The following is a 26628-nucleotide window of genomic DNA, read 5'->3' as shown; positions in this document are numbered from 1 at the left end:
AAGCGCCATAGAAAAAATTTGCCCGGAGTTTTCCAAAACTCCGGCGCCCTCAGAGATCGCGGATCCAGAATTGCAGGGGCTTCGGCGTCTCTTTGCTCTCGCCCTGGTCTTTCCAGTGAAACGCGGCGACCACGCCGTCAAGCGGCTGGTATCCCCGCCCCCGCCAGAAGGCATCGAGCGGGCGGTAGCCGGTGGGGCGCGCCGGGTGATCCTCGGGCCGGATCACCGCGCAAAAGCAGCACCTGGAAAAGCCCTGGGTGCGGGCGTGGCGCTCTCTCGCGTCAAAGAACCGATGCCCGATCCCCTGGCCCCGGTAGCCGGGCAAGAGCACGCTTTCGGCGCAATAGAACACCTCTGACAGGTTGATGCCGCTGGGGGCAAAGGCGGCGGCGAAATCATCCGCGTGATCCGTCAATGGCATCCCGGTGCTGGCCCCCACCAGCCTTTCCCCGTCAAACGCCCCAACGACAATGGCCCGGTCGCTGTCGCGGTAGCTTTGCAGATACCGCTCCTCATAGGCCAGATCCCCGTCGTAGAGATAGGGCCATTCGGCAAAGACCGCGATGCGCAGCCGCGCCACCTCCGGCAGCGCCCTTGCCAGCGCCGCACCGGTAAGCGGCGTGATCCGCAAACCCATCTCAGCTGACCTGCGCGGTCCAGTCCGCCAGATTGTAATAGGTGGTGATGCGGCTGATTCTGCCGTCACGCAGGTCAAAGAATGACCCCGCCGGCAGCCGGTAGCGCTGTCCGCGCGCCTCCGGCAGCCCCGCGTCCGTTTCAAGGTAGCTGCCATTGACCGTGTATTCCGCGGCCGCCCGCGTGCGCTCGGGGTCAGAGAAAACCACCATGTCGGTCAGGTTCTCCTTGTAGCAGCGGCTCATATGGGCGCAGAAGTCCGCGAATTTCGCCTTGCCTTCGCGCACCTTGCCCTCGTTGACGTGATGGGCCACGTCATCGGTCAGGCAGGCCAGCATCCCGTCGGTGTCGCCTGCGTTGAAAGCATCGAAATAGGTCTTGATGATGTCAGCCATGGGGAATCCTAATTGTCAGGGCAAACCGGGTCGCCGAAGCGGTCGATCAGGCGGGTCTTGATCTGGTCGCGGGCGGCGCGAAACTGAACCAGCTTGGCCTCGCGTCCCTCGCCGAGGCCCGTCGGGTCCAGAATCGGCCAGTATTCAACCTCAAGGTGGAAAAACCGTGTCAGCTCCAGCGCGCGGCGCTGGCTTGCCGGGGACAGGGCGATCACCAGATCGAAGGAAGACAGGTCATCACCCCATTGCTCCATCTCGTCGAAACTGCGCGAGCGGTGGCGCGACAGTTCGACACCGATCTCGGCGCAGACCGCGATGGAAAAGCCGTCGATCTCCAGGTCGTTCTTGACGCCCACGGATTGCACGTAGGTGTCCGTGCCATAGAACTTCTTCATGATCCCTTCCGCCATGGGCGACCGCACCGCATTATGGTCGCAGCAGAACAGCACGGACTGGGGAAGCGCCGCCATCGTTCAGCCGCCGAAATGCAGAACGCAGATCAGGGTGAACAATCGGCGCGCCGTGTCGATGTCGATCTCGGCCTTGCCCTCCAGACGTTCCTGCAGAACGCGGGAGCCTTCGTTGTGGATGCCGCGACGGGCCATGTCGATGGTTTCGATCTGGCTGGGCGGCAGTTTCTTGACCGCGTCGAAATAGCTTTCGCAGATCTGGAAATAGTCTTTGACCACTTGCCGGAACGGCCCCAGCGACAGATGAAATTCCGCCGCCTTCTCGGCCTTCTCGGTCGCCACGTCGAACACCAGGCGCTTGTCGCGGATCGACAGGCCAAGGTGATAGGGCCCCTCGGGAACGGGGCGGTCGTCCCGGGCCGGGATGACAAAGTGGTTGTCTTCCAGCAGGTCGAACATCGCGACCTTGCGTTCCTGCTCTATCTCGGGCGTCGGAGGGGGCAGGTTGGCATCGTCAAGGACAATATGGGAGATGCGGGACATGGAAAGACCTCAGGCAGGAAAGTCGCATAGGCATAGCGCAGCAGGCCCCAAGGGGCAATCGCGCTCGTATTATCGAATTTCGCGATAACGCGGGCGGCCTGCCTGGCCGAACGGGGGGGCCGGACGGCACCCGTCGCTCCCGCCTATTGGTTCAGCTTTTTCAGACGTGCCGTGACGCTCATACCATGCGCCTGAAGGCTTTCGGAGGCTGCGAGAGTTTCGGCGGCAGGGCCGATGGCGCGCAGGGCCTCTGGCGTCATCCGCGCCAGCGTCGTGCGTTTCATGAAATCCAGCACCGACAGGCCGGATGAGAATCGGGCAGAGCGCGCCGTCGGCAAAACGTGGTTCGGGCCGCCAACATAATCGCCAATGGCCTCCGGTGTCCATTGACCGAGGAAGATGGCACCGGCGTGGGTGATCTGTGTGCTCAGCGCCTCCGGGTCGGCCACGCAAAGCTCCAGGTGTTCGGGTGCAACGCGGTTCGACAGCTCCGCCGCGGTGGCGAGGTCCGGCACGGTGATGACCGCCCCGTTGTCACGCCAGGATGCGCCCGCAATCGCCCGCCGCTCCAGCGTTTCAAGGTATTTGTCCACCGATGCCACAACCGCCTGCCCGAAAGCCGCATCCGTGGTGATCAGGATGCTTTGCGCGCTTTCGTCGTGTTCCGCCTGGCTGAGCAGATCAAGGGCAATGAAATCCGGGTCGTTTGCCGCATCCGCAATCACCAGGATTTCGGAGGGGCCCGCGATCATGTCGATGCCAACCTTGCCGAACACACGGCGTTTGGCCGCCGCGACAAAGGCGTTGCCGGGGCCGGTGATCTTGTCCACAGGCGCAATGGTTTCGGTGCCATAGGCCAGCGCCGCCACGGCCTGTGCGCCGCCGATGCGGTAAATCTCCGTCACGCCGGAGAGCTGCGCGGCCAGCAGGACCAGCGGGTTCAGCACGCCATCGGGTGTCGGCACCACCATGGCAAGGCGGTTGACCCCGGCGACCGCAGCAGGGATGGCGTTCATCAGGACGGAACTGGGGTAGCTGGCCAGCCCGCCAGGGACATAGAGCCCTGCCGCCGATACCGGCGACCAGCGCCAGCCAAGTGTTGCGCCGGTCTCGTCCGTCCATTCTGCGTCTTCCGGCAATTGCCGCGCGTGATAGGCCCGGATGCGCGCGGCGGCGGTTTCAAGGGCGGCGCGTTCTGCGGCAGGTACGGTTTCGACGGCCTGCGCAACCTCATCGGCGCTGATCGCCAGTTGATCCGCGGTCAGGGCGATCCGGTCGAATTTCTCCGTCAGCTCGATCACCGCGGCATCGCCCCTTGCGCGCACATCCTCGATAATCCGGGCCACAGTGGCATCCACATCGGGGCTGTCCTCGCGCTTGGCGTTCAGCAGGGCGGCAAATCCATCCTCAAAGTCGGGCTGGCGTTGATCTAGAAACACGGGCATGGGCGCATCCTTTTGCTGGCCCGTGCATAGCCGCCACATCGCCAACCCTCAAGAGCGTGCGGGAGGTCGGGTGCCAAGGCGGGCATCGCCCGACCTGGAGGGCGTTCGGAACCTATACGCGGCGCAGAACACTTCATCGCGCAATTCGGCTGCGTCCTGGCAGAGCGTGTAAAATCGCCTTCCTGGGGGAGGCCGGGCGGGGGCGCTTTTGGATCACGCTCCGCCGAACGGGGCGGCGGGCAGTGCCGCAGTTCAGGTGGCGCGCGAGGCAGATGTCAGGATCATCATCAGGTCGTGTTCCGGACCGTTCGCGCCCATGATCGCGTTGGGCACCCGGCCCACCCGCACGAAACCGTGTTTTTCATAGATGGCGATGGCGCGCCGGTTCTCTTCGTTGACGTACAGTTCCGGCTGCCAGATGCCGACGCGATCCGCGTATTCCAGCACTGCGCGCAGCAACTGCTGGGCCACCCCCGTTCCCTGAGCATCCGGTATGACATAGAGCGGCCCGATTTCCCCGCGATGGGACGACCGCCCGGCATGACGGTTCATACCGATCAGACCGACGGGCCTTTTGCCTTGAAAGGCCAAGAACCTGTCACCCTGCGCCAGACGGTCTGCATCTTGTGCCAAGGGGATCGCGTCATGCTCCGCCAGTGAAGGAATGAACGCAGAGGGGAACCGCGCGATACCGTCACGTCTGAGCGCGCGCCAGATCTCGGCGTCCGCGGGTGACGCGATGCGAACCTCAGTCGTCATGCCGGGGCAATTTGCCGGAGGGTGCCGCATAGGGCCGCGTCACGTCGCGCAGCGTGACCTCCAGCGCCTCGACGCTCAGCCGTATCGCCCCATCCCCGGCCAGTGTCAGGGTCACCTGACCGGAGGGCGCATCCGTTTCATCGAAACCGATGCTGAGCAGCGACAGGATCGTATCGGCATCGCCCTTTGTCACACCTTGCGAGGCGACCTGCTGCACGGTGTCGAACACCAGCAGCGATTGCACGCGCTCGGGCGCATGGCGTTCCTTGCCCGCGTCCTCCCACCGGACCCGGTTGAGAAGCAGCGCAAAGCGCGCGCCCTTGCGGTCCCAGCGCATTTCGGAAGCCGGAAAGACCGCATCCTGCGTCAGCGATGCAATGACCCTGAGATCATCCGCATCCAGCGCACCGATGTTCAGCGGGGCCTCGCGGCCGTCTTCAAACCTTGCGTCCTCGGTCATGCGTCCTTGATCCGTTCGATATCGGCGCCCACGCCCGAAAGCTTGGCCACCACATGTTCATAACCCCGGTCCAGATGGTAGACCCGCGCAACCTTGGTTTCGCCCTCTGCCGCCATCCCGGCAAGAATCAGCGAGATCGACGCGCGCAGGTCCGTCGCCATGACCGGCGCACCCTTGAGTTTCCGCACCCCCTTGACCGTCGCATGGCCACCATGCACTTCGATATCGGCCCCCATGCGGATCAGTTCCGGCGCATGCATGAAGCGGTTCTCGAAAATCTTCTCCTCCAGCACCGACGTGCCCTCTGCGGTGCAGAGAAGCGCCATCATCTGCGCCTGCAGATCGGTCGGGAAACCGGGAAAGGGGGCGGTCGTGACGTCAACCGCGCGGATGCGGCCATTCTTGCGCGCGACTTTCAGCCCCTTGTCCGTTTCGGTCACGGAAATACCCGCCGCGTCCAGCTTTTCGCAAAAGGCTTCCAGCAGATCGATCCGCCCGCCCAGGCATTCCACCTCGCCCCCGCAGAGCGCGGGTGCCAGCATATAGGTGCCCAGTTCGATTCGGTCCGTGACCACGCGGTGCGTTGCCCCGTGCAGACGGTCCACCCCCTGGATCTCGATCCGCGATGTGCCGTCGCCCTCGATCTGCGCGCCCATGGCCCGCAGGCAGGTCGCCAGATCAACGATTTCAGGCTCGCGCGCGGCATTGTTGATGACGGTGGTCCCCTTGGCCAGCGTGGCCGCCATCATGATGTTCTCAGTCGCGCCGACGGAGGCGAAGGGAAAGTCGATCACCGCGCCCTTAAGCGTGCCTCCGCTTGCCTTGGCATGCAGGTATCCGTCGCGCAGTTCGATCTCCGCGCCCATTTTCTCAAGCCCGTCGGTGTGAATATCCATCGGGCGCGCGCCTATGGCGCAGCCGCCGGGCAGAGACACCTCCGCATGCCCTTCGCGCGCGAGGAGCGGCCCCAGCACGAGGTTGGAGGCCCGCATCTTGCGCACGATATCGTAATCGGCGTGGGTGCTGATCGCACCATGCGACGACAGGGCCAGCACCAGCCCGTCCTGCAGCGATGTCGCCTCCGCCCCCAGGGAGCCCAGCAATTGCGTCATCGTGCGGATGTCACTGAGACGCGGCGCATTGGTCAGCGTCAGCGGTTCCTCGGACAAGAGCGTCGCGGGCATCAGGGCAAGGCAGGCGTTCTTGGCACCCGCAATCGGAATTTGCCCCTGCAGCGCGCCACCGCCTTTGACCAGAATTGAATCCATCTTAACTGCTTTCCTCGTTGGAGCCTTTGCGGCTTTCCGTTGTGTCCTGTGCCGCCCGCGCACGCATCTGCGCCTTGCGCCGCGCCATGTTTGCCTTCAGCGCGGCCTTGAGCCGATCCTCACGCGGGGATGCTTTTTTGACGGGTATTTTCGGGTCCTGCCGCTCTGCCATGCAGCGTGTCTAACTCAGCGGCCCCGAGCCGTCCAGATTGGGGTTGCACGATTGTCGGTTTGCGTCTAATCACCCCGCTCATCGGCGCTGCTGTAGCTCAGAGGTAGAGCACTCCCTTGGTAAGGGAGAGGTCGAGAGTTCAATTCTCTCCAGCAGCACCATTGACCACCTCCTCCGAAAATACCCAAGGCCCTGATAGGCAACACTTTTCAGTGCCCTTCACATGCCGCAATTCGAGCGGATGCAAAACTCTCTGCTGAGGCGAGCCTGAGCAGCGACCCACGCCGCGCAGATTCCACGATTTGTCATAGACTTCAACGCCCTGAGGAATTATCGGAGCGCGTTCAATGCCCCTCCAGACGTCCCTTTGTGGGATGAAACTTTTTCAGCGGCCCCAAAAGCAGGTTCTCGGCGCCTGCCAGCCTTTCGAATCTGGTTTCAGAGCCTGAGCGGAGACACCGCTGGCTTGAACAATCCAGCCAGCCACCCGGCTGGACATCTCAGGTCGCACCGGACCTTCCCTGCAACCTGCAGACAGGACCCGATTACCAGATCAATCCGGTTCGCCGGATAGGGGATCAGACCTTCCGTTCAATCCGTTCAGGATCGCGCAATGCGGGTCGTCGTCGCCGGGGCATTGGGAGATCAGTGTTTCCAACTGCCCTTCCAGCGCCTGCAACTGGCCGATCTTTGATCGCACCGTGTCAAGATTCCGCAGCGCCAGCGCCTTTACATCGCGGCTGGCCCGCGCGGGATCGGCGTTGAGGTCCAGAAGCCTGCGGCATTCCTCCAGCCCGAAACCCAGATGCCGGGCCTGAGCCAGCATCCGCAATTGCGTGATCTGCTGGTCGCCGAAATCCCGGTAGCCGTTTTCGGCCCGTTCCGGTTCCACAAGGCCGATTTCCTCGTAATAGCGGATCGTCTTGACGCTCAGACCCGTCTCGGTGGCGGCTCGTCCGATGTTCATGGGCAAACTCCATTTCCCCCCGGTACGGGTTCCACCAGCGGGGGGCTCAATTCAGATGCATCCTCTGCCGACAACATAAGAGTTCCGTCACCTTTCACAACTTCTGCGCCCTGAGCCGCAGCGCGTTGCCGATGACCGATACGGAGGACAGGCTCATCGCGGCGGCCGCGACCATGGGCGACAGAAGCAGCCCCAGGAAGGGGTACAAGATGCCCGCGGCAATCGGCACGCCGGCAGAGTTGTAGACAAAGGCAAAGAACAGGTTCTGACGAATGTTGCGCATCGTCGCCTCCGCCAGCTTCCGGGCGCGCAGGATGCCGGTCAGCTCGCCCTTGACCAGCGTGATCCCGGCACTTTCCACCGCCACATCCGCACCGGTGCCCATGGCGATGCCCACATCGGCCTCTGCCAGTGCCGGGGCGTCGTTGACACCGTCCCCGGCCATGGCGACCGACAGGCCCTCGCCCTTCAGCTTCCTGACCAGGGCCGCCTTTTCTTCCGGGCTGATGCCCGCATGTACCTCGTCGATCTGCAATTCCCGCGCGACGGCCTCGGCGGTGCCTTTGGCATCCCCCGTAGCCATGACGATGCGCAGGCCAAGGTCGTGCAGCGCGCGGATCGCCTCGGGCGTTGTCTCCTTGATCCGGTCGGCGACAGCAACCAGACCGGCCAACTGCCCGTCCAGGGCCACGAACATCGCGGTCTTGCCCTCGGACTGCAGCCGCTCTGCCCGACCGGCAAGCGCCCCGGTCTGCACCGAGAGATCCGCCATCAGCGCCGCATTGCCCAGCGCCACCTTGCGGCCCTCCACCGTCCCGGTCACGCCCTTGCCGGTGACCGCTTCGAAATCGCTGCAATCCTTCCGGGCCGCGCCACGCTCTTTCGCCCCGGCGACAAGCGCCTCGGCCAGCGGGTGTTCGGAGCCACGCTCCAGCGCCGCGACCAGGGACATCAGTTCAGCCTCGTCCATGCCTTGCGGCACCACGTCGGTCAGGCTCGGCCTGCCTTCCGTCAGCGTGCCGGTCTTGTCGACAATCAGCACATCCACCTTGGCGAAACGTTCCAACGCTTCCGCGTCACGGATCAGCACCCCGGCATGGGCCCCGCGCCCGGAGGCCACCATGATCGACATCGGCGTCGCAAGGCCCAGCGCACAGGGGCATGCGATGATCAGGACAGAAACCGCTGCCACAAAGGCATAGGAGAGCGCGGGCGACGGGCCAAAGGCCCACCAGGCGGCAAAGGCCAACAGGGCACAACCCACCACGGCGGGCACGAAATAACCTGCCACCCGGTCGGCCACCGCCTGGATCGGCGCGCGGGAACGTTGCGCACTGGCGACCATCTGCACGATCCGGTTCAGGGTGGTATCCTCCCCCACATTCTGCGCTTCCATCAGGAAGGAGCCCGACTTGTTCAGCGTCCCGCCGGTCACAGCTTCGCCCGCGGTTTTCTCGACCGGCACAGGCTCCCCGGTGATCATGCTTTCATCAACGAAGGACCGCCCCTCGGTCACCACGCCATCAACCGGCACGCTTTCACCTGGCCGCACCCGCAGGATATCGCCGCTTTGCACTTCTTCCAGCGGCACATCCTCTTCCGCCTCGCCCGATACCCGGCGCGCCGTCTTGGGAGCGAGGTCCATCAAGGCTCGGATCGCGTCACCGGTGCGTTCGCGCGCCGCCAGTTCCATCACCTGCCCGACCAGCACAAGCACAAGAATCACCGCCGTCGCCTCGAAATAGACCGGCGTCATGCCCATGCCATCCTGCATCTGCGCGGGCAGGAGAGCGGGGACAAGCAGTGAAACGATCGAAAACAGATAGGCCGCCCCCGTGCCCAGGCCGATCAGCGTCCACATGTTCGGGCTGCGGTTCAGGGCGGAATTCCATGCGCGTCTGAAGAAGATGCGGCAGAACCAGACCACCGGTGTCGCCAGGGCAAACTGCAGCCAGCCAAAGGCCCGATGCCCGATCCACTCGGCAAAGGGAATGCCGACATGCGACCCCATTTCCAGCAGGAAGACTGCCAGCGCCAGCGGCGCGGTGATCCAGAGCCGCCGTTTGAAATCGACGTATTCCGGGTGCGGGCCACTGTCGAGGCTGGGTGTCATCGGCTCCAGGGCCATGCCGCAGATCGGGCAGTCGCCGGGATGATCCTGCACGATTTCAGGGTCCATCGGACAGGTGTACATCGTGCCTTCCGGGGCCGGTTCGGGCGCTGGCCGGTCGCCAAGGTAGTTTTCCGGCGCCGCATCGAATTTGTCCTGGCACCCGGCTGAGCAGAAATAGAACCGCTCGCCTGCGTGCTTCGACATATGGGCTGCCACTGCCCTTTCCACCGTCATGCCGCACACCGGGTCGGTTGCGCTGCGATAGGCTTCGGGGTCGGCCTCGAACTTGTTCATGCAACCGGCACAGCAGAAATAATAGGTCCGGCCATCATGCACCGCTGTCGGTTTGCCCGCATCCGGATCAACCGTCATCCCGCAAACGGGGTCGCGGATGATGTCATTGTCAGATTGCCCGTTGCGGGGTGCCTGCGCGTCGGCCATGGCGGATACCTTCCTCGTTCAGTCGTGGTGTTAACAGCGATGTAGGGTCTCCAGTAGCTGGAGGGTCAAGGGGCACTTCCGCTACATTTGTCGGATTTTCCGTCTATCTGCTTGCAGACACCTGAATTGGCCGTTTTTCTGACGACGACAGAAACACCTGACACCTGCTGTCCTGATCTGCCCCGGCCGATCAGACGCGCAAAGGAACAGCCCATGAAGACAATCCAGCTTGGCCCCGATGGCCCATCCGTTTCACAATTCGGCATCGGCGCGATGTCCTTTGCCGGCATCTATGGGGATGCCAGCGTCGCGGACAGCCACGCGGTGCTGGACGCCTGCCGCGCGGCGGGCGTCAGCCATATCGACACATCGAATGTCTATGGCAACGGACGCTCGGAAGAGATCATCGGAGACTGGTTCGCCAAGACACCCGGCGCGCGGCAGGACATGGTTCTGGCGACAAAGGCGGGCATCACCCGGTCACCGGACCGGCGGTTCAACAATGATCCCGACTATCTGGAGGCCTCGCTGGACGAAAGCCTGCAAAGGCTGGGGGTGGATCATGTCGATCTGTTCTATATCCACCGTTACGACCGCAGCCACAGCCCCGAAGAGGTGGCAGGCACGCTGAAACGCCTGATGGACAAGGGCAAGACCCGTGCTGTCGGCTTTTCCGAAATCGCACCATCCACCCTGCGCCGGGCCTTTACCGAATGCCCCATTGCGGCGGTGCAATCGGAATATTCCCTGTCCACCCGCGCGCCGGAACTGGGGCTGGTGCAGACCTGCCGCGCGCTTGGCACCACGCTGGTTGCCTTTTCACCGGTCGGACGCGCCTTTCTGACCGACGCGCCCTTCAGCTTTGACAAGGTGCAATCGCTGGCCTTCACCAAGGGCAATCCGCGGTTCATGCAGCCGAACTACGACGCGAATATCGCTGCCACGGATGGTTTCCGCGCGCTTGCGGCAGATATGGGGGAACCTGCCGCCGCCCTCGCGATTGCATGGCTGATCGCACAGGGCGACCGGGTTCTGCCGATTCCGGGGACAAAGGACCTGGCCCACCTGGCAGAGCTGATCCGGGGCACAGAAATCGACCTCTCAGCCGAGGATCTGATGCGGATCGAAACCGTGCTGCCGGTCGGCTGGGCGCATGGTGACCGCTATAACGCGGCCCAGTGGGAAGGGCCTGAAAGATACTGCTGAAATCAGCAGCCACAGCCCGCCGGTTTGCCGCTGGAATCAAGCGACCCTGAACAGCATTGCTGGCCATTGGTCAGCGAACAGCAATAGACCGTGCTGCCCTGCACGGTCTGGGCAGTGGCGCATTGCGGCAGGGCATCCGCCTGGGGCGAGGACAGAACGGCAAGCAGGGAAATGACTTTGGTCATGGTATTTTCCTTTGTTCAGTCGTTGGCCAGCCGGGCGGGTTTCTCTTTCAACAGGTATTTCGGGAACGAGCTGACAATGCTCTGATAGAGCATCTGCGCATCCGCGTCAGGCTCATTCGATGTCGGCGATGTCTTGCCTTTACCGGACAGGAAATCCCCGACAGCCGTCGTTGTCTGCGGGCCAAGGATACCATCCGGGAAACCTGCCGACAAATCCTGCGCGTTCAGTTGCTCCTGCAGGGCCTTGATGGAGGGAAAACTGGCCGGCACCTGCAACCAATCCGACAGGGCCGCCGGATTTTCGATCACGGTGATGCGCCAATCCCCGCCAAAGGGCGCGCGGCCGGTGACGATGGCGGCGGCGGCACCATCGCTGCTCATCTCAAGCCGCTGGACCGGTGCGCCGGTGGCGATCCGGCCGCGATAATTCAGTCCGGTGCCGTCGAAATCGAACCGCAACACGACACTGGCGGACGTGCTGCTGACATGCACCTCGCGGCCCTTCGCATCGGTGGCAAGATCCGTCAGCACGGCATCCTGCGCCCCCGAGGGCATGAATTTTCCCAGATCGAGTTCAAGCGCGCCAAGGCGGGACAGGAAATGCGTATTGCCGAAGGGTTCGATGCGAAACAGCGACAACTTGTTGGTGTTCGGGTTCAGCACCATGATCGCCTTGCTGGCCCCATCGGTGGAAAACGGCGTATCGCCCAGGTCGATCACCGCATGGCGCACGGCGTCAAAGGTGGGCTGGCGTATCTGACCCTTTTCCATCTGCTCGACCATGAAACAATCGCCGGCCGCGCTGCGCTCCGACCCCAGGTCGAGCTTTCCGAATTCCAGCGTGGCCTGCCCCGCCGTCGAGGCAAGGTAGTGGTCAACGCCATCAATGGCAAAAATCGAAAGCTGCGAGACTCCGCCGCACCGGAACTTGAGCTGCGGATATTTGCGTGCATCACCGTTCTGCACATCCTCGCGGCGCGGAAAGGGGCTGGCGGTATAGCTGCTGGCACTGGCCAGGATCGCATTGCCACCACTGTCAAAGGCGATGGAGGAATATTGCGAAATCCCCAGGTTCGAATTGGCTTCGACCACTTCAAAGGCAGCACCTGCGGCCTCGTCCCGGCCAAATGCCACCGCCTTGCTGCCCGCCTGACTGAAGGAACCACGCGCGCTGCCCAGGCCAACGGAATAGAGCCTCTGATCCGGCCCCAGTACCATTTCATTGGCCAGAACCTGCGTGTTCTGGTGGTGAACAAGGTTGAGCGGATCAAGCTCCCATTGCAGCAGATGCCCCTCTACCGCGACGAATAATTCGCGCCCGCCCGGCGCAAACTCAAGGCTTTGGACAAAGGGCAGGTCAAAGATCGTCTCGAACCGCAGCCGGCTATCGGACTGTGCCTCTGCGGCACCCGCCTGGGTCAGCAGCGCAAGGCTCAGGGCGATCAGATATCTCTGGAACATTCGTTTTCCCTTGGCAGTTCTTCTTCGCCATCCGCGACGGCCTCTGTCAGGCTGGGACCATCCTTAAAGATTTTGCAGGGCATTGCCGAGCCTTCATTCGCAGCCGCAGGATCGCGCAGCAGATCAATCAGGGCGCGGGTGTGAATGTGGTACATGGCTTCCCCTTCGGCACTGCCGGGGACAAGTTCAAACACCTGAAAATAATACATGCCGTCCCAGTCGCTGCCCGGATAGCGGCGCTGCGCACCCCGGATCAGATCCAGCAAGGCACCCTGCTGACGGCTCCACTGAAAGCTGCCCCTGGTCACGGCATCTGACGCGGGGTAACCCGCATTCTGGCCCGAATGACCGGCGGGATAGCAATTGTCAGGCGATGTGTCGCCCGCAAATGGCCAGTTGATCAGGTTCTGGCTTGGCTTGAACGGCCCTTCAATGGGCACATAGAAGTTGCGGTTTGTCGGATCCTGATCGTTGGGCGTGCCGGGGGGGACGTCAAATGCGATCGGGGTGAAGCAAAAGACAAGCTCTTCGGCATAGGGCGGGCCGGAAAGCGCCCGGTCATAGGACAGGCTGATCGCCACGTCGTTCTTCGCACTGACAGAACCCGACAGAGTCCATTCCGGATTGCCCAATTCGCTGGAGATCCGGGTGACGGTGGGGCGCAGGGGCGGCAGGTCGCTTGGCTTTTCGACCAGTGTTTTATTGACCGCATGCAGCATCTGGTTGGCGGCCAGAATCTCCAACCCCTCTGTTTGCGGCAGCCCGGGCGTGCCCGTTCCCGCCCGCTCAGCCGCGCTGGCGAGCCAGTTCTGGTTGTGCATCAGCGTATTGATCTGGACCATCAGCATGTCGTTGCGCTGCACCAGCGTTTCAACCTGTTCCTTCAGCGCATCCTTTTGCGCGTGCAGCTCTGCCATATCCTCCCGCGCGGCGGTCAGGCCTTGGCGCAATTCGTCGATGGCGCGCAGGCGAATGCGGTCGCTGCAGGGGATATCCAGATATTCCTGCGTGCCGATCTGCAAGGGGATCAGGTCAAGAAAGGATTTCACCAGGGTCACATGAACCTCGTCCCGCACATCGCTGCCGCTGTCCGGGTTGATGGCAGAGACCAGACCGATCACCCGGTTGTCGGGGCCAAGTACGGGCGATCCGCTGTCGCCCTCGATGATCGTGCCTTTCGGCCCGGTCATCACCACCACACTGCCCGCATCACCCAGATTGGACCGGCCATAGGCCTTGAGCGTGATGCCTACCTCCTTGGGCTGAAAGACGTTGCCGTCATTGAATTTCAACACCCGGTAGCTGGCACTCGCGGTGATGTCGCAGGCGCTCAGGTCGAAAGGGGTTGCCGTCAGATCGGGAAAACCGATGCGGGCCGCGTCGATGCTCTCGAAAGGTGAGGTCGTCACGATGCCCTGCGGATATTTCTCTGCAGGCGTGCCCTGATACCGCTTGGTCGCCCCGACCTCGACCGTGACATCCCGGCGCGGGATGAAAACCTTGTCGGAAGAGGACATGTTCTTGTAATTCAGCGCCTTGCCGGTGACGTGATCTGCGGTGATCAGAATGCCCGGCGCCACGGCCCAGGCGGTTCCCTTGACCGGTTGCAGCGCGGTGCCATCCGCGCCCAGCCCTGTCACCACCACCCGGAACAGCTGCCGGGTTTGCAGAAATTCCGGCCAGTCCTGCGCCGCAGCAGGTGCGCCCCAAAGCGCCACCAGCAGCGCCGCAGCCTGCAGGATGCGTGACAATAGCCGCTTCATGATTCCTCCTCCAGCACATGCAACAATTCTTGCGCGATGCTCCTGTCGCCAATCCGCGCGCTCACCAGATAGACCCCTTCGGCAGGCGCGGGCAGGCTGGCAGTAAAGACAGCCAGCCCCCCGGCGGCAAAGGAAAGACCCTCGTTCACCCCGACCGACTGCTGCCAGACCGGCGCCGCCGCCCCATAGGGCGTCAGCACCAGTTCGATCTGCGCGGTTTGCAGATCATCGCTGTCGAAATTCTGGGCAGGGTCGGCGTTCAGATCCAGCCGGAGGCCCACATTCTGCCCCACCCCTGCAATCTGCGGCATCGCCATCAGAGCCAGCGATTCCACATCGCCTCCGCCGACGAAGATCCGCTCCGAATTCACCATCTGCGGTACGGTCTGCACCGGGTCGATCAGGACGTTGTAGACGTAACGATGCACCTCGTCGCTGCCGACGATGAACGGGTGTTTCGCGCGCAGGACAAAGGATTGATTGCCATCGGCCAATGCGCTGCCCTCATAGACCGTGCCATCGCCGCGTGCGCTGATCCGGTAGGTGATACCGGCCCCGTCGCCCGCAGCCCCCCGTGCCACATACATCGTTTCACGGGTGCCATCGACCAGCCTGCCCACCATGACATGATTGGCATTCACCGTGTCGGGCAACCCCTGGGCAAAGACCTGGTCCAGCAACGCGCGGTTCTGCAATCCGATCCGCAGCAAGGCGCGTCTGGAGGCGCAATGCGCATAAGGACAGGGATCAACCTCGAACCCCAGCACCAGCCTGGCCCAATAGGTCTCGTCCAGCGCGGCCACGACCGTGTTCTGGGGCCGGCCTGCCGCCCCCACGGCGCAGCAGTTTTCATAGGAAGGGATCAGCTCATAGGGACCCACCATGGACAGAAGGATGTTCTGAATCTCCCGCTTGCCCCCGATCAGGATCTGGCTCAGCCGGCCCCAGCCCTCAACCAGCGTGCTGGCCACATTGACCGAGCCCTGATGCGGCGTGGCGATCTCGACAAATGTGTGCAGGCGCGATGCCTCGGAAAAGCGGTTGTCGGCCCCGATGCCGCGCCAGCCCTGGTCGCCAAGGCTGCCATAGGCAGCATTGCAGGTGGCCGCCCGCGCCGCGGCAGGCAGATCGGTATCCATCTCCGGATCGGTACAGAAATCCTGCGGGCGCAGATCGGACAGGAACGCCCGTGACAGCAAGCCCCCCATGGAATGGGCAACAATATCAAACTGCTCGCCCGCCGGCACTTTGGCCTTCACGAATTCGTTCAGCAGAACCGCATTTGCGAAATTGGACCGCCGCCAGTCATAGGCAAAGACAAACAGGTCCGTACCCTCGACATAATCGCCCAGGATTTGCTGCTGCGCGGCGCTGTCAAAGATCGACCGTTTGCCCACCAGAAAGTCGATCAGCCCGGAATAAAGACCGACGTTTACCGTGCCAAACACCAATGGCACCTTCCGCAGGGCATCGGTTGGCGTGAGGGCCACCGGCTCACCCGTTTCGGGCAGCAGGTCAAGCTGGCGAAAGTTGGAAGATTTGAGCGAACTCACCCGCCCCCAGATCACCTCATCCGACTGGTTCGACAGTTCCGACCCGACGATGCCTGGAATGACGATCAGCTTGCGGTCAACCTGCGCCTGCGCGGGCAGCGCGCCAATCGACAGGACAAGTGCAAGAAGGAACTTCAATACCCGATATGTCATGAGAAAACCCCGGCTGCATAAAATATGAAAAGAATAACCTGGCAATATTCTACCCATGGTAGCGCCCATGGGCGATTCGAGGCAAGGCTGCTGAATTTGCTGCCAAACTCCCCCCGCCATCACCCGATTGTCCAACGCAAACGGGGCAGGCAACACTGTCACCTGCCCCGCGATAGGGGAATCTGAAAACGTCCTGAGCGCGGCTCAGGACCCATTGATCCTACAGCGTCTGCAACAGGTCCACCGATGGATCGCCTGTCGCGGCGCGGCCGATGCTGGATTGATAGGCGGCAATCGCCTTGCGGCTGTTGGGGCCGATCACGCCATCCGCGCCGTCGGTGTCAAAGCCCTTGGCGGTCAGCCGTTTTTGCAACTGGATGCGCTGATCCTTGGTCAGGCCGAACTTGTCGGGGGGGAAATTTCCCCTGATCGGCCCGCCGCCCGCGATGCGGTCCGCCAGGTGGCCGACGCCAATCGCGTAGCTGTCGGAATTGTTGTAGCGCTTGATCACGTTGAAATTGGAGGTGACGTTGAAGGTCGGTCCGCCCGGCTGCGGCTGAAGCGCCCGGCCCGCCGGTGCGCCATTGCCAACCTCGCCGCCCCAGCGGGTGCCGCGGGTCCAGCCGTTGCGCTGCAGGTAGGCGGCTGTCGACGCCAGCGAATCCGTCGGATCGTCCGACCAGATATCGCGCCGCCCGTCGCCGGTGAAATCGACGGCAAAGGCCTCGTAGGAAGTCGGGATGAACTGGGTATGGCCCATCGCCCCCGCCCAGGAACCGGTCATGTTCTGGGCCGTGGTGTCTCCGTTCTGGATGATCTTCAGCGCCGCCAGAAGCTGCTTTTCAAAGAACGCGCCACGCCGCCCGTCGAAGGCCAGCGTCGAGGTGGAGGAGATCACCGGCACATTGCCGCGCCGCTCGCCGTAGAAGCTTTCCAGCCCCCAAACCGCCGTCACGATCTCGGGTGCCACGCCATAACGGCTTTCGATGGCCGCCAGGGTGCTGCGGTGCCGGGCAAAGGCCGCACGTCCTTTGCTGACCCGCTCGTCCGAGGCGGCAATGGCGAGGTAATCCTCCAGCGTGCGGGAAAACTCCGTCTGGTTGCGGTCACGGGTGACCACGCCGGGCAGATAGCCTGCGCCGCGAAAGCCCGCACTCAGGGTAGAGGGTGAAATGCCTTGTCCGGCAGCCCGGTCGCGAAAGGACGCCACCCAGGCGTCATAGGCGCCATTGGGCACCGGGCGCAGGTCGTCGGGCAGGCTGCTGCCGCCGCCACTGCCCGCCACCGGCCCCAGCGCGCCGCCGCCCGTGGTGCAGGCCGCCAGACCCAGCGCACCAAGCCCAAAGGTGAAATTTCTGCGTGTCGAATTCATTTTACTGCCCCGTTTCTCGGATTTTTCCTGATGGTAACCCAAGAAAAACCCCGCGCAAAGCGGGGTTCTAGCGCATGTGCGGCTTTACGCTGTTCAGCCGGTCAATCGACCCCGGCGCCAAACAGGGGCACGGTGGACATCGACATCTTGGCCGACCCGTTCTGCACGTCGCGGGCGTGGCTGATATAGATCAGCGTCTGGTTCGCCTCGTCAAAGATGCGCTTGACCCGCAGTGTCTTGAAGATGATGGAACGGCGTTCGCTGAACACATCCTCCCCCTCGTCGCTGCGGTCGATCTCGCCGATCTCGATCGGCCCGGTCTGGCGGCATGAGATCGAGGAATTGGAAGGGTCCTCGAACCAATTGCCCTTTTGCAGGCGGTCGATGAGCCCCCGCTCGAAATAGGCAAGATGGCAGGTCACGCCCTTGACCTTGGGGTCCGCAACCGCTTCGACCACGATGTCGTTGCCCAGCCAGTCGACATCCACGTTTCCCACGACCTCGGCCGCAGCGGGCGTGGCCAGACCCGTGGTCAGACCAAATGACAGGAACATGGCGATGGCGGGAGGCAGGCAATTCAGTTTCATCCAACCGAACGCACCAATGCGCCGAAGGTTCCGCCGGGATGCATCCGCTGAAAGCGGCCTGGTGTGACCGGCGGCGCAGGCCAGGCGGCGCCAGACTGGCGACAAAGCCCTGTTCACCTGATGTCGAACGTCATGCACCTATGACTCAACGATGCGGAATCTGCTGAATCCTGTCTGTGGCCGCGCCAAGCAATCCTGACCCAATCGTCGCGCATTTCCGACCTAGACCGGGCTTTCAACGCAGGAGGCGCGTGGGTCCGCTTTGCGAGACTTTTTTGCCGTTCAATCAATGGAAACCAAAGCCCGGAACAAGCCGAAGGCGCCGGGCCATCGCCTGCCCGCCCCTCGGGTAGGCGATTTGGTGAGGCTGGGTGTTCCCTCGTTAGGATTCATCAAAGCTGAGACATAAAGTGGCATGAACATAGGTCAGTATCGCCCACCCCGGGCAGGCGCTGGCCCGGCTTGCGCTTTGCGTCACTTCGGGCTCAATCCCGCCGTTATCTGCATTTTTCACCAATGACCGCTGCGCTCTTGCCCCGCGATGTGACACAAAGCCGGGTTTGACTGGCATATGACACCCGAAAATGGCGATCCCTGAAGGAATACGCGGTTTCTTTACTCTCCAACAGCTTACGTACAAAGGTGTCACCAAACACCGTCTATAGGTTTCAATGGGTTAGAACCCAAGGTGTCACCTGAAACATGCCGCAAAGCTGCGGCGTTGACTATCGCGCGGCCTCGCCCTATCCGGTCGACCATGTCAGAAACACCTCTCTTTGCGCCCAGTGTGACGCACGTCGAGGTCCGGTGCTGGAATTGCAAAAGGATCGCCCGCCGTGAGCGAGATGATTTGCTGGGAGGCGTTACAGTCGAAAGCTTGACCCATCGCGCACGGCGCCAGAAGTGCGGCGCAGACGTGCCCGATGTGACACAGACTCCTAGGGCGGAAAGCGGTCTTTCGCTGGGGTAGCAACAGGGGCTTGCAACGAGCGCAATAGCGGATCTTCTAAGCCGAGCAGTCTGGACAAGCATCAGGCTCTCACTCCAGAAAGAATGTACAGCTGATTTTGCAGTATTAGCAGACCTCGATGCAGGAACACCTGCTACCACAATGAGAGACGTTCAAGTTGCTCAGCGCTACGCTTGGACCGGACCGGCAAGCATTTCTCATACTGTTAAGGCGACCCAGACCACGTGTTATTCCTCTTGAGGTCTACGTCAAGACCGGTCAAACTGCAGCAGGGGAAATAATCGACATGAAAAACATATAAAACAATGACTTACTCAGCAACGAGGGACGGGAATATCGTTCAGAAGGTTTGGGATTTGTGTCACATCCTTCGCGGTGACGGCGTCAGTTACCACCAATACGTCACCGAACTGACTTATCTTCTGTTTCTGAAAATCGCGGAAGAGAATGGAGTAGAACATCTTCTGCCAGCCGGTTGCCGTTGGAAAGACCTTATTGAACACCCGGAACACGGGCTGCTTGAGTTTTATCAAATGGCACTTACGCAGCTTGGTACAACCGCTGAAAGCGAGGTCATCCGTTCAATATACGCTTTTCCGACCACCGTGTTTTCCCATTCCGTAAATCTGCGTGCGGTTGTTGACGGGATTAATGACATCGGTTGGAACGTCGTTGACGGCGACCGGTTCGGTGAAATCTATGAAGGTTTGGTAGAGAGAATATCCCAGGATGTTCGCTCCGGCGCTGGTCAGTACTTCACACCGCGTGCGCTTGTGAACTCAATAGTGCGCATTATGAAACCTGGTATCGGAGAAAATATTCAAGATCCGGCGGTTGGAAGCGGTGGCTTTCTCGTAGCAGCAGATCGCTATGTGCGATCACGCAACTCAGTTGAGGACTACGCAGAAAACCCTCCTAGATATCAAGGAGCTGAAATCGAGAAAAACACGCGCAGAATCTGCCTGATGAATACTTTTCTTAATCAGCTTGATGCTCAGATAATCTATGGCGATGCACTCACGGATGATGGAAAGGCGCTGATCGAAGCTGATCTCATCCTTGCCAATCCTCCATTTGGAAGCAAAGCAGGTAGTCGACGCGAAACTCGGAACGAACTACCTTTTCCGAAGGCAAACAAACAACTTGTTTTTCTCCAACACATCTACTTGAGCCTTGGTGAAAACGGCCGAGCAGCAGTGGTCTTACCAGACAACGTGCTTTTTGATTCGGGCGCTGGCAGCCTCATACGAAAAGACTTGCTGGCAAAGTGTAGACTGCACACAATTCTGCGCTTGCCGAACGGTATTTTCTCGAGTGCAGGAGTAAAGACGAACGTTCTGTTCTTTAATCGTGAACATACCGAATCCGATCAAGCGGTATGGTTTTACGACCTTCGAGCCAACATGCCCTCATTTGGAAAGACAAACTCGATCACTGCGAGACACTTTGAAGAATTCGAGAGATTATACGGCGACGATCCTTTTGGTGGTTCAAAACGCGAGGAGCAAGGAGAGGAAGGTCGGTGGCGAAAGCTGAGTTGGGAGCAGATTGTTGATCAAAATTACAATCTCGACTGGACATGGCTTCGTGATGACAGCCGCGACGTCGACGACGCGCTGACTGATCCAGATGAGATAGCTGCGGCAATCATGGTGCATCTGCGTGCAGCGCTCGACGAAATCGAAGCACTAAGCGAAGAACTAGAAGACATTCCCGACCTAGAGCCAAAAGAATGAGTATCTTTCCACCCACTTGGATAGAAGCCGAGATTGGCGAGCTGTGTGATCTTATCAACGGACGGGCGTTCAAGCCGACTGAATGGAGCCAAAGCGGCCTGCCAATCGTACGCATTCAGAACCTCAATAACCCGGACAAGCCGTTCAACAGGTTTGATGGCGAAGTGCGGGACCGGTTCTTGATTGACAGCGGTGACCTGCTATTTGCCTGGTCAGGAACGCCTGGCACATCTTTTGGCGCTCATGTTTGGACAGGAGGCCCCGCGGTTCTAAACCAACACATTTTTAATGTGAAGTTCGACCGCGAGAACTTGGACAGAGACTTCTTTCGCCACGCAATCAACCAAAAACTCAGTGAGTTAATTGGCAAGGCGCACGGAGGGGTTGGCTTGCGTCACGTTACAAAGAGCCAGTTCGAGGAAACTAAGGTTTCACTCCCTCCTCTCCGCGAGCAACAACGTATTGTGAGGAAGCTCGACACCCTCCACGCCCGCACCAACACCGCCCGAGCCCGCTTAAACGCCATCGCAAATCTGGTAGTGAAGTACAAAGCCGAAGTGCTGACTCTTGGCATCCAAGGTCAGCTTACAAATGATTGGCGGGTCAAGAACGGTATTGGCGTAGGGCAGCCCGAACGACTTGAAAAGCATTCCCTCGATGTCCGCTACGGCTCTTCCGCAAAATCATCGAAGACCGGAGAAATCCCTGTCCTTAGGATGGGCAATATCCAGTCGATGGAACTTACTTGGACCAATTTGGTCTACTCGGACCGCCCGGACGAGATCGAAAAATATCGACTGGAGCCTGGAGACGTTCTGTTTAATCGAACAAATAGTCCTGAATTGGTTGGGAAGACGGCGATTTACAGAGGTGAACAACCGGCAATCTATGCAGGATATTTGATCCGTGTTAAGTGCGCCGAAACACTCCTGCCTGAGTACCTCAATTACGCCCTAAACAGTTCGGTGGGTCGCGCCTATTGCTGGCGTGTGAAGTCGGATAGCGTCAGCCAATCCAACATCAATGCTCAAAAGCTCAAGGCATTTGAGTTTCTAGTTCCGCCCATTGACGAGCAGCAGCAGATTATTGATCGAATTCATGGCGCATTCAGTAAGATTGACCGGCTTGCTGCTGAAGCTGAGAATGCGCGAAAGCTCAGCGACCGCCTGGATCAACGCGTCCTAGAAAAAGCGTTTTCGGGAGGACTTGTTGCCCAAGACCCGAACGATGAACCCGCAAGCGAACTGTTTGGTCGTATTCGCAAAAAAAGAGCATCTCGGTCCAAGCAAACTAAGCGAATCTCCAAGGGTACCAAAACCGTCAAAACCGGAACAGCGAAGGCAGACGAAATGAACGAGAAAAAGAGATCGCAAGTTTCCGAATCCCATCTGAGTGAGCTTCTGATACAACTTGGTGGCACATCACCTGTACGAGACCTTTGGTTGAAGAGCGAAATGGATTTGAATGAGTTCTATAAGCTACTTCGGGATGAAGTTTCGGCCGGACGAATTAACGAAACGACGGACAAAAGAAAGCTTGTTGCCACAAATGCGGCTTGATTGGTTAAAGATAAAGAAATTCAAGAACCTAAGTGACTTTGAGATTGATTTCGATGAAGACGAGCTCTCGACTGTTCTCATTGGCCAGAACGGGACAGGCAAATCCAACGTGATTGAGGCTCTTGTAGCGATTTTCCGAGACCTCGATCTCGAGAACAGAACCGACTTTGCCTACTCGCTTGCCTACCAATGTCATGGAAGGCGCATTGAGATAGACAACGGCGTCTACAGTAAGACGCAAACTTTCAGAGTCGATGGTAAGACGGTTTCAACTAAAGACTTCAGGGACAACAAGACCAAATTCTTGCCCGACAATGTTTTTGGCTACTACTCGGGAGCCAGTCGCAGGCTGGAGCAGCTATTTGACCCCCATCAGGCGAAGTATTACCGGCATGTGATTTCACCAAACTCGCAAAAAGACGATATCGAGGAAATCGACCTACGACGTCTCTTTTACTGTCGATCAGCATACGGCCAGCTCGCGTTACTTACTTACTTTGCTCGCGGCTCCGACTCGGCACGAGCCTTTCTGAAGCGGCAGCTCGGTATTAGTGGGTTCGATAGTGCTCTTTTAATCCTGAGAAAGCCAAGGTGGGCGGGTAAAAAACCGAACAAGAACCAACTTGAAAATGGTGACCCGCGCTTTTGGTATGCAGCTGGGTTGGTCAGATCATTGCTCCACCAGCTATGGGAACACTCACTTGCCCCCTTTGATCACAGGGTGAAGGAACAAGACGACTATCGCACGAAGTCAGCAAGCGAAGATCAAGCCTACATCTTCATCCGGGACGAAAAATCACTGCGAGACATCGCAAATCACTTTGGCAGCGAAAAAACTTTCTTCGCGCTCCTCGAAACACTTGATATCTCCGACCTCATTCGAGAGGTTAGGATTTGGGTGAAGCGCGACGATGTTGATGGCGAGATTCCCTTCCATGAAATCAGCGATGGTGAGAAGCAGCTCTTAAGCGTACTGGGCTTAATGCGATTTACGGGTCGCGATGAAAGCCTATTCTTGCTTGATGAACCAGACACTCACCTTAATCCTGCCTGGAAGTGGGACTACTTGCCACTCGTTCGAGAGGTCGCTCAAGGCAACCGCGAGAGCCATATCATCATGACCAGCCACGACCCGCTCACAATGGGAGGGCTTAAGGCATCGCAAGTTCAGGTCATGTACCGAGATGACGGCAACAAACTAGTTGCCAGACCGCCAGACGTTGAACCTCGCGGTCTTGGCTTCACCAGTATCCTTACGCAAATCTTTGGCCTTCCCACCACCGTCGACCCAAACACTCAGGAAAAGCTCGATAAGCGCAATGCTTTGCTGCGGTTGGAAAATCGCTCGAAAGCACAGGAAAGAGATCTCCTCGAGCTATCGAACGAGCTTAAGCGACTAGGATTCATAATAGAAGATAGAGAGCCAGAATATGCGCTGTTCCTCCGAGCGTTAGAGGAGGTTAATAAGGATACGCGCTCCGCTCTCACTCCAGACCAGATCTTGGCTCAGAACGAGGCAGCGAAAGTGATGCTTGAAAAGATCATGGCTAAGGACAAAGCCCACAAATGATCTACGTTTTTCAGGACGAAACAAAGATTCCTGGCGCGTGGTTAGCGAAGGTCACTGCGCTGCAGGATCAGCTGGAGGCACTGCCTGACCTTGATGCGCGCAAGGCTTTTATAGATGCGAACTCAACGGTTTGGGGTGAGATAAAGGCGCAGTTGCTTGAAATGTCTTCCGGGAAGTGCTGGTACTCCGAAGCACCGGATGCAGTGTCAGACTGGCATGTTGATCACTTCAGGCCAAAGAAGCGTGCTCTCGACCCCGACAAGACTGAGCACGAAGGATATCTTTGGCTGGCCTTTGACTGGAAGAATTATCGGATCGCAGGCAGTTACCCCAATTCCCCTCACAAAGACGGAGAGGGGGTGGCTCGCGGAAAATGGGACTACTTTCCGCTGGCCCCAGGCTGCCAAAGAGCAACGTGGAACAATCGAAACTGTAATGCCGAAACGTGCTTACTATTGGACCCGACAAACCCCGAAGACCCAAAACTAATGACGTTTGACGAGCGTGGTCTACCTTTGCCTTCAACTCCTGATCTTGCCGTCGTTCGGAAGAAGGTAATTACCACCGTGCATTTTCTGCATCTTGATCAAGAACGTTTGGTACAGGCGCGCAAGCAAAAATGGCGTGAAGTCACGAGTTGGATTGAGGAATTCCGTGCAGCATGTCCAGTCAACGAAGATGATTGCACGCAAGCTGACTATGATAGAATTAGGCGTCTCATCCCCAAAATCTCCGAACTTACAGCACCGAACTCGCCATATGCGGCAGCTGCTAGGGCATGCCTAGAAGCAAACGGGCTGTCTATGTTCATTAAAAGGCCTGAGGAAAACAATATTGCCGCATAGTACGATTAGCTTCTTTGCAGCCCTTCTGTTTCTTGCTTCTCATGATCAGAAATTCGCATTCGATTGCTTGCGATGCCGGTGTTGCCAAACAACCGCCGAATAACTGTTAAACTTGAGAGCCCGCTTTGTATAAGCCGCAGCGCAGCATCCAAGATGAGAGCCAACGGCCGGTTTGGGCCGTGAGCGAGATCTCACGCGTCCCTCAAGTACCTCCCCATCGCCTCGCGCACGTACCGCTCTGCCAGCCGATCCAGCACACCGTCGCCCGGCACCAGCGCGCGGATCGCGTCGGGCACCGACTGCTGAGCGTATCGCACCGCGCGGTGCTTGATCACCTCGATCCCGGCTTCCGGCCCGTCAATCATCGCGGCCTCGACGCCGGTCATGATGGCCGAGTGCAGCGCGCGCATGTGCTTTTCCTCGATGCGGATGCCGGTCGCAGCCTGGAACGCCCCGGCGGCACGGTTGGCGATGAAGGTGAGGACGGCGCCGATGATGGTCAGCAGCGCGGTCTGCACCGCCTCGTTGGTCAGGAACTCCGACAGAAGGTCGAGCATTGGTCTTTCCTTTCGGGATGATGAGGCGTCACGCCTCGTTGATGCTGGATGCCTCGGCAGAGGTCATGGCGGGGAGACCAGGTGCGGCCAGTGGATAACTCAAAGGCCAGCGCCAGGACGCGGGCACAAAGCGGTTCTTGTCGATCGGCACGACGCAGACGCGGTTCTGCTGATTGCCGCCCAGGCAGTAGATGCGGCGCGCGTCCTCACCCACGGCAAAGGCGACGTGCCCGCCCCCGTTGCGGGTGATCGAGATCACGGCACCGACCGTGGGCTTGCAGGGCTGGCCAAACTCGCGCCAGTTCAGCGCCCAATAGGGATTGCGCGCCAGGTCGCCGGTGAACCGTTCCTGCGGCAGCGCCAGGCGGATGCAGGTTTCCACGAAGTCGCCGCACCAGGGGAACCGGGACGGATCACCCAGGGCATGCCCATCGCTGGCCAGCCAGCGGCGCAGGATGCCGTTGTCGCGCCCCTCGTGCAGCCCCATGCGCTTGTACCCCTCGGCCAGCCAGGGAACCGGCGCGGTGGTGACGGGTGTTTCAGGGGGTTCCCGGCGATGCAGTGCGGCCCAGGTCAACGGCCCCACGTAGTCACGGGCGCGAAACCCGATCGAGCGCTTGAACGCGATGATCGCAGCTGAGGTCCGCGACCCTTTCAGGCCGTCAATCGGGCCGGGATCGAACCCGCGCTTTTTCAGGGCGATCTGGATGTCGCGGGTGCGTTCGGAGTATTTCAACGGCATGGCGTTTCCCCAATGCAAAAGGCCCGCGCGATAGCGGGCCGGGTTTCAGATTGTCAGGTGGTTCAGACGGTCACTTGCCGCCCCATTCGAGCGCGCCTCAGCGCCGCTTGGATTCCTGCTCCCTGAGGGTCATGGTGATGTCGCGCAGGGTGGCTTTCATCTCGTCCAGAGACTTGATGAGCGCATCATACTGCGCGATGGTCCGGGCGCTGCTCACCTGCAGGGATGTGATCTCATTTCGCGTCTGCGCGGCTTGGGCTGACAAATTCGCGAACCTGACCAAAAAGTCGGCCTCGATCCGCGCCACATTGTCCTTGTTGTGGGTTGCCTTGGCGTCGATCCGGTTGAACGCAGTGGCCACTGCCACCAGCATCGTTGCGCCTGTCAGAACTGTAGTGACTATCGAAATCAGATTGCCTCTGGTGAATTGCTTTTCCATCGTGCGCGCCATTCAACCTCTCGCCACTTTTGGGATTTCTGTCATAGCGCGATGCGGTCAGCAGGCCGCATCGCGCCCATCATGCTGTCCTTATTCAGACCAGCGTGATGTCGGTGGCCTCGCTCAGAACGTGACGCCCTTGGCCTCAGCGATGGTCTGCATATAGGCCATGTGGGCTTGTGCTTCTGCTTCAGTAAACGTCCTGGCATAGGCGGCGACGGCATAGACATGCGCTATGGTCGAAGCTGCCGAACGGGTTGCAGTGTGCGGCCAAACGCCGATCTCCAAATTGCCCCGATTGGTCACGCCGTCATAAAACGT

26 protein-coding genes and 1 tRNA gene are annotated in these 26628 nt (G+C 60.0%); 6 read left to right on the top strand and 21 right to left on the bottom strand.

Translation table 11 applies throughout. The annotated features are described in order from the left end of the window. Positions 1-49 precede the first annotated feature (49 nt). The 9 genes from O4H53_RS25220 to O4H53_RS25180 all read right to left on the bottom strand — a co-directional run bounded on the left by O4H53_RS25220 (position 50) and on the right by O4H53_RS25180 (position 6088). A complete protein-coding gene (locus O4H53_RS25220) occupies positions 50-637 on the bottom strand; it encodes a GNAT family N-acetyltransferase (protein ID WP_269367682.1) in 588 nt (195 codons plus the stop codon). Between the two features lies 1 nt (position 638). Then, the gene (locus tag O4H53_RS25215; RefSeq protein ID WP_269367681.1) at positions 639-1031 is read right to left on the bottom strand and encodes a ketosteroid isomerase-related protein; all 393 of its coding nucleotides are present in this window, start codon (positions 1029-1031) and stop codon (positions 639-641) included. 8 nt (positions 1032-1039) lie between these two features. Beyond that, positions 1040-1501 carry an arsenate-mycothiol transferase ArsC gene (locus O4H53_RS25210; RefSeq protein WP_067294184.1) on the bottom strand — a complete coding sequence of 154 codons (462 nt, stop codon included), beginning with the start codon at positions 1499-1501 and terminating at the stop codon, positions 1040-1042. Positions 1502-1504: 3 nt separating this feature from the next. Further along, positions 1505-1984 carry a UPF0262 family protein gene (locus O4H53_RS25205; protein ID WP_269367680.1) on the bottom strand — a complete coding sequence of 160 codons (480 nt, stop codon included), beginning with the start codon at positions 1982-1984 and terminating at the stop codon, positions 1505-1507. A gap of 143 nt (positions 1985-2127) precedes the next feature. Then, positions 2128-3429: a histidinol dehydrogenase gene (gene hisD / locus O4H53_RS25200; RefSeq protein WP_269367679.1), complete on the bottom strand. Its 1302-nt coding sequence runs from the start codon at positions 3427-3429 to the stop codon at positions 2128-2130. Positions 3430-3681: 252 nt separating this feature from the next. Continuing rightward, positions 3682-4188, bottom strand: a complete 507-nt coding sequence (locus tag O4H53_RS25195; protein ID WP_269367678.1) for a GNAT family N-acetyltransferase — start codon at positions 4186-4188, stop codon at positions 3682-3684. Then, positions 4178-4648 (bottom strand): DUF2948 family protein, encoded by a 471-nt coding sequence (locus O4H53_RS25190; RefSeq protein ID WP_269367677.1) that lies wholly within the window; start codon positions 4646-4648, stop codon positions 4178-4180. The genes O4H53_RS25195 and O4H53_RS25190 overlap by 11 nt, the downstream gene beginning before the upstream one ends. Beyond that, on the bottom strand, positions 4645-5916 hold the full coding sequence (gene murA / locus O4H53_RS25185; protein WP_269367676.1) for a UDP-N-acetylglucosamine 1-carboxyvinyltransferase: 1272 nt from the start codon (positions 5914-5916) through the stop codon (positions 4645-4647). The genes O4H53_RS25190 and murA overlap by 4 nt, the downstream gene beginning before the upstream one ends. 1 nt (position 5917) lies before the next feature. Then, positions 5918-6088, bottom strand: coding sequence for a hypothetical protein (locus O4H53_RS25180; protein WP_205388098.1), 171 nt, complete (start codon positions 6086-6088; stop codon positions 5918-5920). Between the two features lie 86 nt (positions 6089-6174). Between O4H53_RS25180 and O4H53_RS25175 the strand changes: the two genes are divergently transcribed. Next, positions 6175-6249, top strand: a tRNA-Thr gene (locus O4H53_RS25175). 392 nt (positions 6250-6641) lie between these two features. Here the strand turns inward: O4H53_RS25175 and O4H53_RS25170 are convergent. Together O4H53_RS25170 and O4H53_RS25165 are read right to left on the bottom strand one after the other, a co-directional pair. Next, the gene (locus tag O4H53_RS25170) at positions 6642-7055 is read right to left on the bottom strand and encodes a Cu(I)-responsive transcriptional regulator (protein WP_269367675.1); all 414 of its coding nucleotides are present in this window, start codon (positions 7053-7055) and stop codon (positions 6642-6644) included. Positions 7056-7149: 94 nt separating this feature from the next. Further along, on the bottom strand, positions 7150-9609 hold the full coding sequence (locus O4H53_RS25165; RefSeq protein WP_269367674.1) for a heavy metal translocating P-type ATPase: 2460 nt from the start codon (positions 9607-9609) through the stop codon (positions 7150-7152). Positions 9610-9822: 213 nt separating this feature from the next. Here O4H53_RS25165 and O4H53_RS25160 point away from each other — a divergent pair, with 213 nt between their 5' ends. Beyond that, positions 9823-10815 (top strand): aldo/keto reductase, encoded by a 993-nt coding sequence (locus O4H53_RS25160; RefSeq protein ID WP_269367673.1) that lies wholly within the window; start codon positions 9823-9825, stop codon positions 10813-10815. A 2-nt stretch (positions 10816-10817) separates the two neighbouring features. Here the strand turns inward: O4H53_RS25160 and O4H53_RS25155 are convergent, their stop codons facing one another. From O4H53_RS25155 to O4H53_RS25130, 6 genes are all read right to left on the bottom strand, one after another. After that, the gene (locus O4H53_RS25155; RefSeq protein ID WP_114272831.1) at positions 10818-11000 is read right to left on the bottom strand and encodes a hypothetical protein; all 183 of its coding nucleotides are present in this window, start codon (positions 10998-11000) and stop codon (positions 10818-10820) included. A gap of 15 nt (positions 11001-11015) precedes the next feature. Further along, the gene (locus O4H53_RS25150; RefSeq protein ID WP_269367672.1) at positions 11016-12461 is read right to left on the bottom strand and encodes a peptidoglycan-binding domain-containing protein; all 1446 of its coding nucleotides are present in this window, start codon (positions 12459-12461) and stop codon (positions 11016-11018) included. Next, positions 12443-14224, bottom strand: a complete 1782-nt coding sequence (locus O4H53_RS25145; RefSeq protein ID WP_269367671.1) for a hypothetical protein — start codon at positions 14222-14224, stop codon at positions 12443-12445. Before O4H53_RS25145 ends, O4H53_RS25150 begins: the two co-directional genes overlap by 19 nt. Next, positions 14221-15930, bottom strand: coding sequence for a lipase/acyltransferase domain-containing protein (locus O4H53_RS25140; protein ID WP_269367670.1), 1710 nt, complete (start codon positions 15928-15930; stop codon positions 14221-14223). The genes O4H53_RS25145 and O4H53_RS25140 overlap by 4 nt, the downstream gene beginning before the upstream one ends. Before the next feature lie 220 nt (positions 15931-16150). Then, positions 16151-17302: a lytic murein transglycosylase gene (locus O4H53_RS25135; RefSeq protein ID WP_269367669.1), complete on the bottom strand. Its 1152-nt coding sequence runs from the start codon at positions 17300-17302 to the stop codon at positions 16151-16153. Between the two features lie 101 nt (positions 17303-17403). After that, positions 17404-17856, bottom strand: a complete 453-nt coding sequence (locus O4H53_RS25130; RefSeq protein ID WP_269367668.1) for a CreA family protein — start codon at positions 17854-17856, stop codon at positions 17404-17406. A gap of 1308 nt (positions 17857-19164) precedes the next feature. Between O4H53_RS25130 and O4H53_RS25125 the strand changes: the two genes are divergently transcribed. From O4H53_RS25125 to O4H53_RS25110, 4 genes are read left to right on the top strand one after another with little or no spacing between them, the layout of a single operon-like run. After that, positions 19165-20595 carry a class I SAM-dependent DNA methyltransferase gene (locus tag O4H53_RS25125; protein ID WP_269367667.1) on the top strand — a complete coding sequence of 477 codons (1431 nt, stop codon included), beginning with the start codon at positions 19165-19167 and terminating at the stop codon, positions 20593-20595. After that, complete coding sequence (locus O4H53_RS25120; RefSeq protein ID WP_269367666.1) at positions 20592-22154, top strand: restriction endonuclease subunit S; 1563 nt, start codon at positions 20592-20594, stop codon at positions 22152-22154. Before O4H53_RS25125 ends, O4H53_RS25120 begins: the two co-directional genes overlap by 4 nt. Next, entirely contained in the window at positions 22084-23724 is a 1641-nt protein-coding gene (locus tag O4H53_RS25115; RefSeq protein WP_269367665.1) for an AAA family ATPase, read from the top strand. The genes O4H53_RS25120 and O4H53_RS25115 overlap by 71 nt, the downstream gene beginning before the upstream one ends. Beyond that, positions 23721-24569, top strand: a complete 849-nt coding sequence (locus O4H53_RS25110; RefSeq protein ID WP_269367664.1) for a hypothetical protein — start codon at positions 23721-23723, stop codon at positions 24567-24569. Before O4H53_RS25115 ends, O4H53_RS25110 begins: the two co-directional genes overlap by 4 nt. A 191-nt stretch (positions 24570-24760) precedes the next feature. On the opposite strand, the gene O4H53_RS25105 is transcribed toward O4H53_RS25110, so the two are convergent. The 4 genes from O4H53_RS25105 to O4H53_RS25090 all read right to left on the bottom strand — a co-directional run. Continuing rightward, positions 24761-25126 (bottom strand): hypothetical protein, encoded by a 366-nt coding sequence (locus tag O4H53_RS25105; protein WP_269367663.1) that lies wholly within the window; start codon positions 25124-25126, stop codon positions 24761-24763. Positions 25127-25154: 28 nt separating this feature from the next. Beyond that, positions 25155-25868, bottom strand: a complete 714-nt coding sequence (locus O4H53_RS25100) for an NlpC/P60 family protein (RefSeq protein ID WP_269367662.1) — start codon at positions 25866-25868, stop codon at positions 25155-25157. Between the two features lie 97 nt (positions 25869-25965). Beyond that, on the bottom strand, positions 25966-26319 hold the full coding sequence (locus O4H53_RS25095; RefSeq protein ID WP_269367661.1) for a hypothetical protein: 354 nt from the start codon (positions 26317-26319) through the stop codon (positions 25966-25968). Between the two features lie 111 nt (positions 26320-26430). Then, positions 26431-26628: hypothetical protein (locus O4H53_RS25090; protein WP_269367660.1), on the bottom strand; the 198-nt coding region annotated here is incomplete at its 5' end.

It is taken from the genome of Sulfitobacter sp. G21635-S1 (assembly GCF_027213915.1).
In the GTDB taxonomy this organism is placed as follows: Bacteria; Pseudomonadota; Alphaproteobacteria; order Rhodobacterales; family Rhodobacteraceae; genus Sulfitobacter.
Note: the sequence above shows the minus strand (reverse complement) of the source record. Positions and strands in the feature narration are given on the sequence as shown.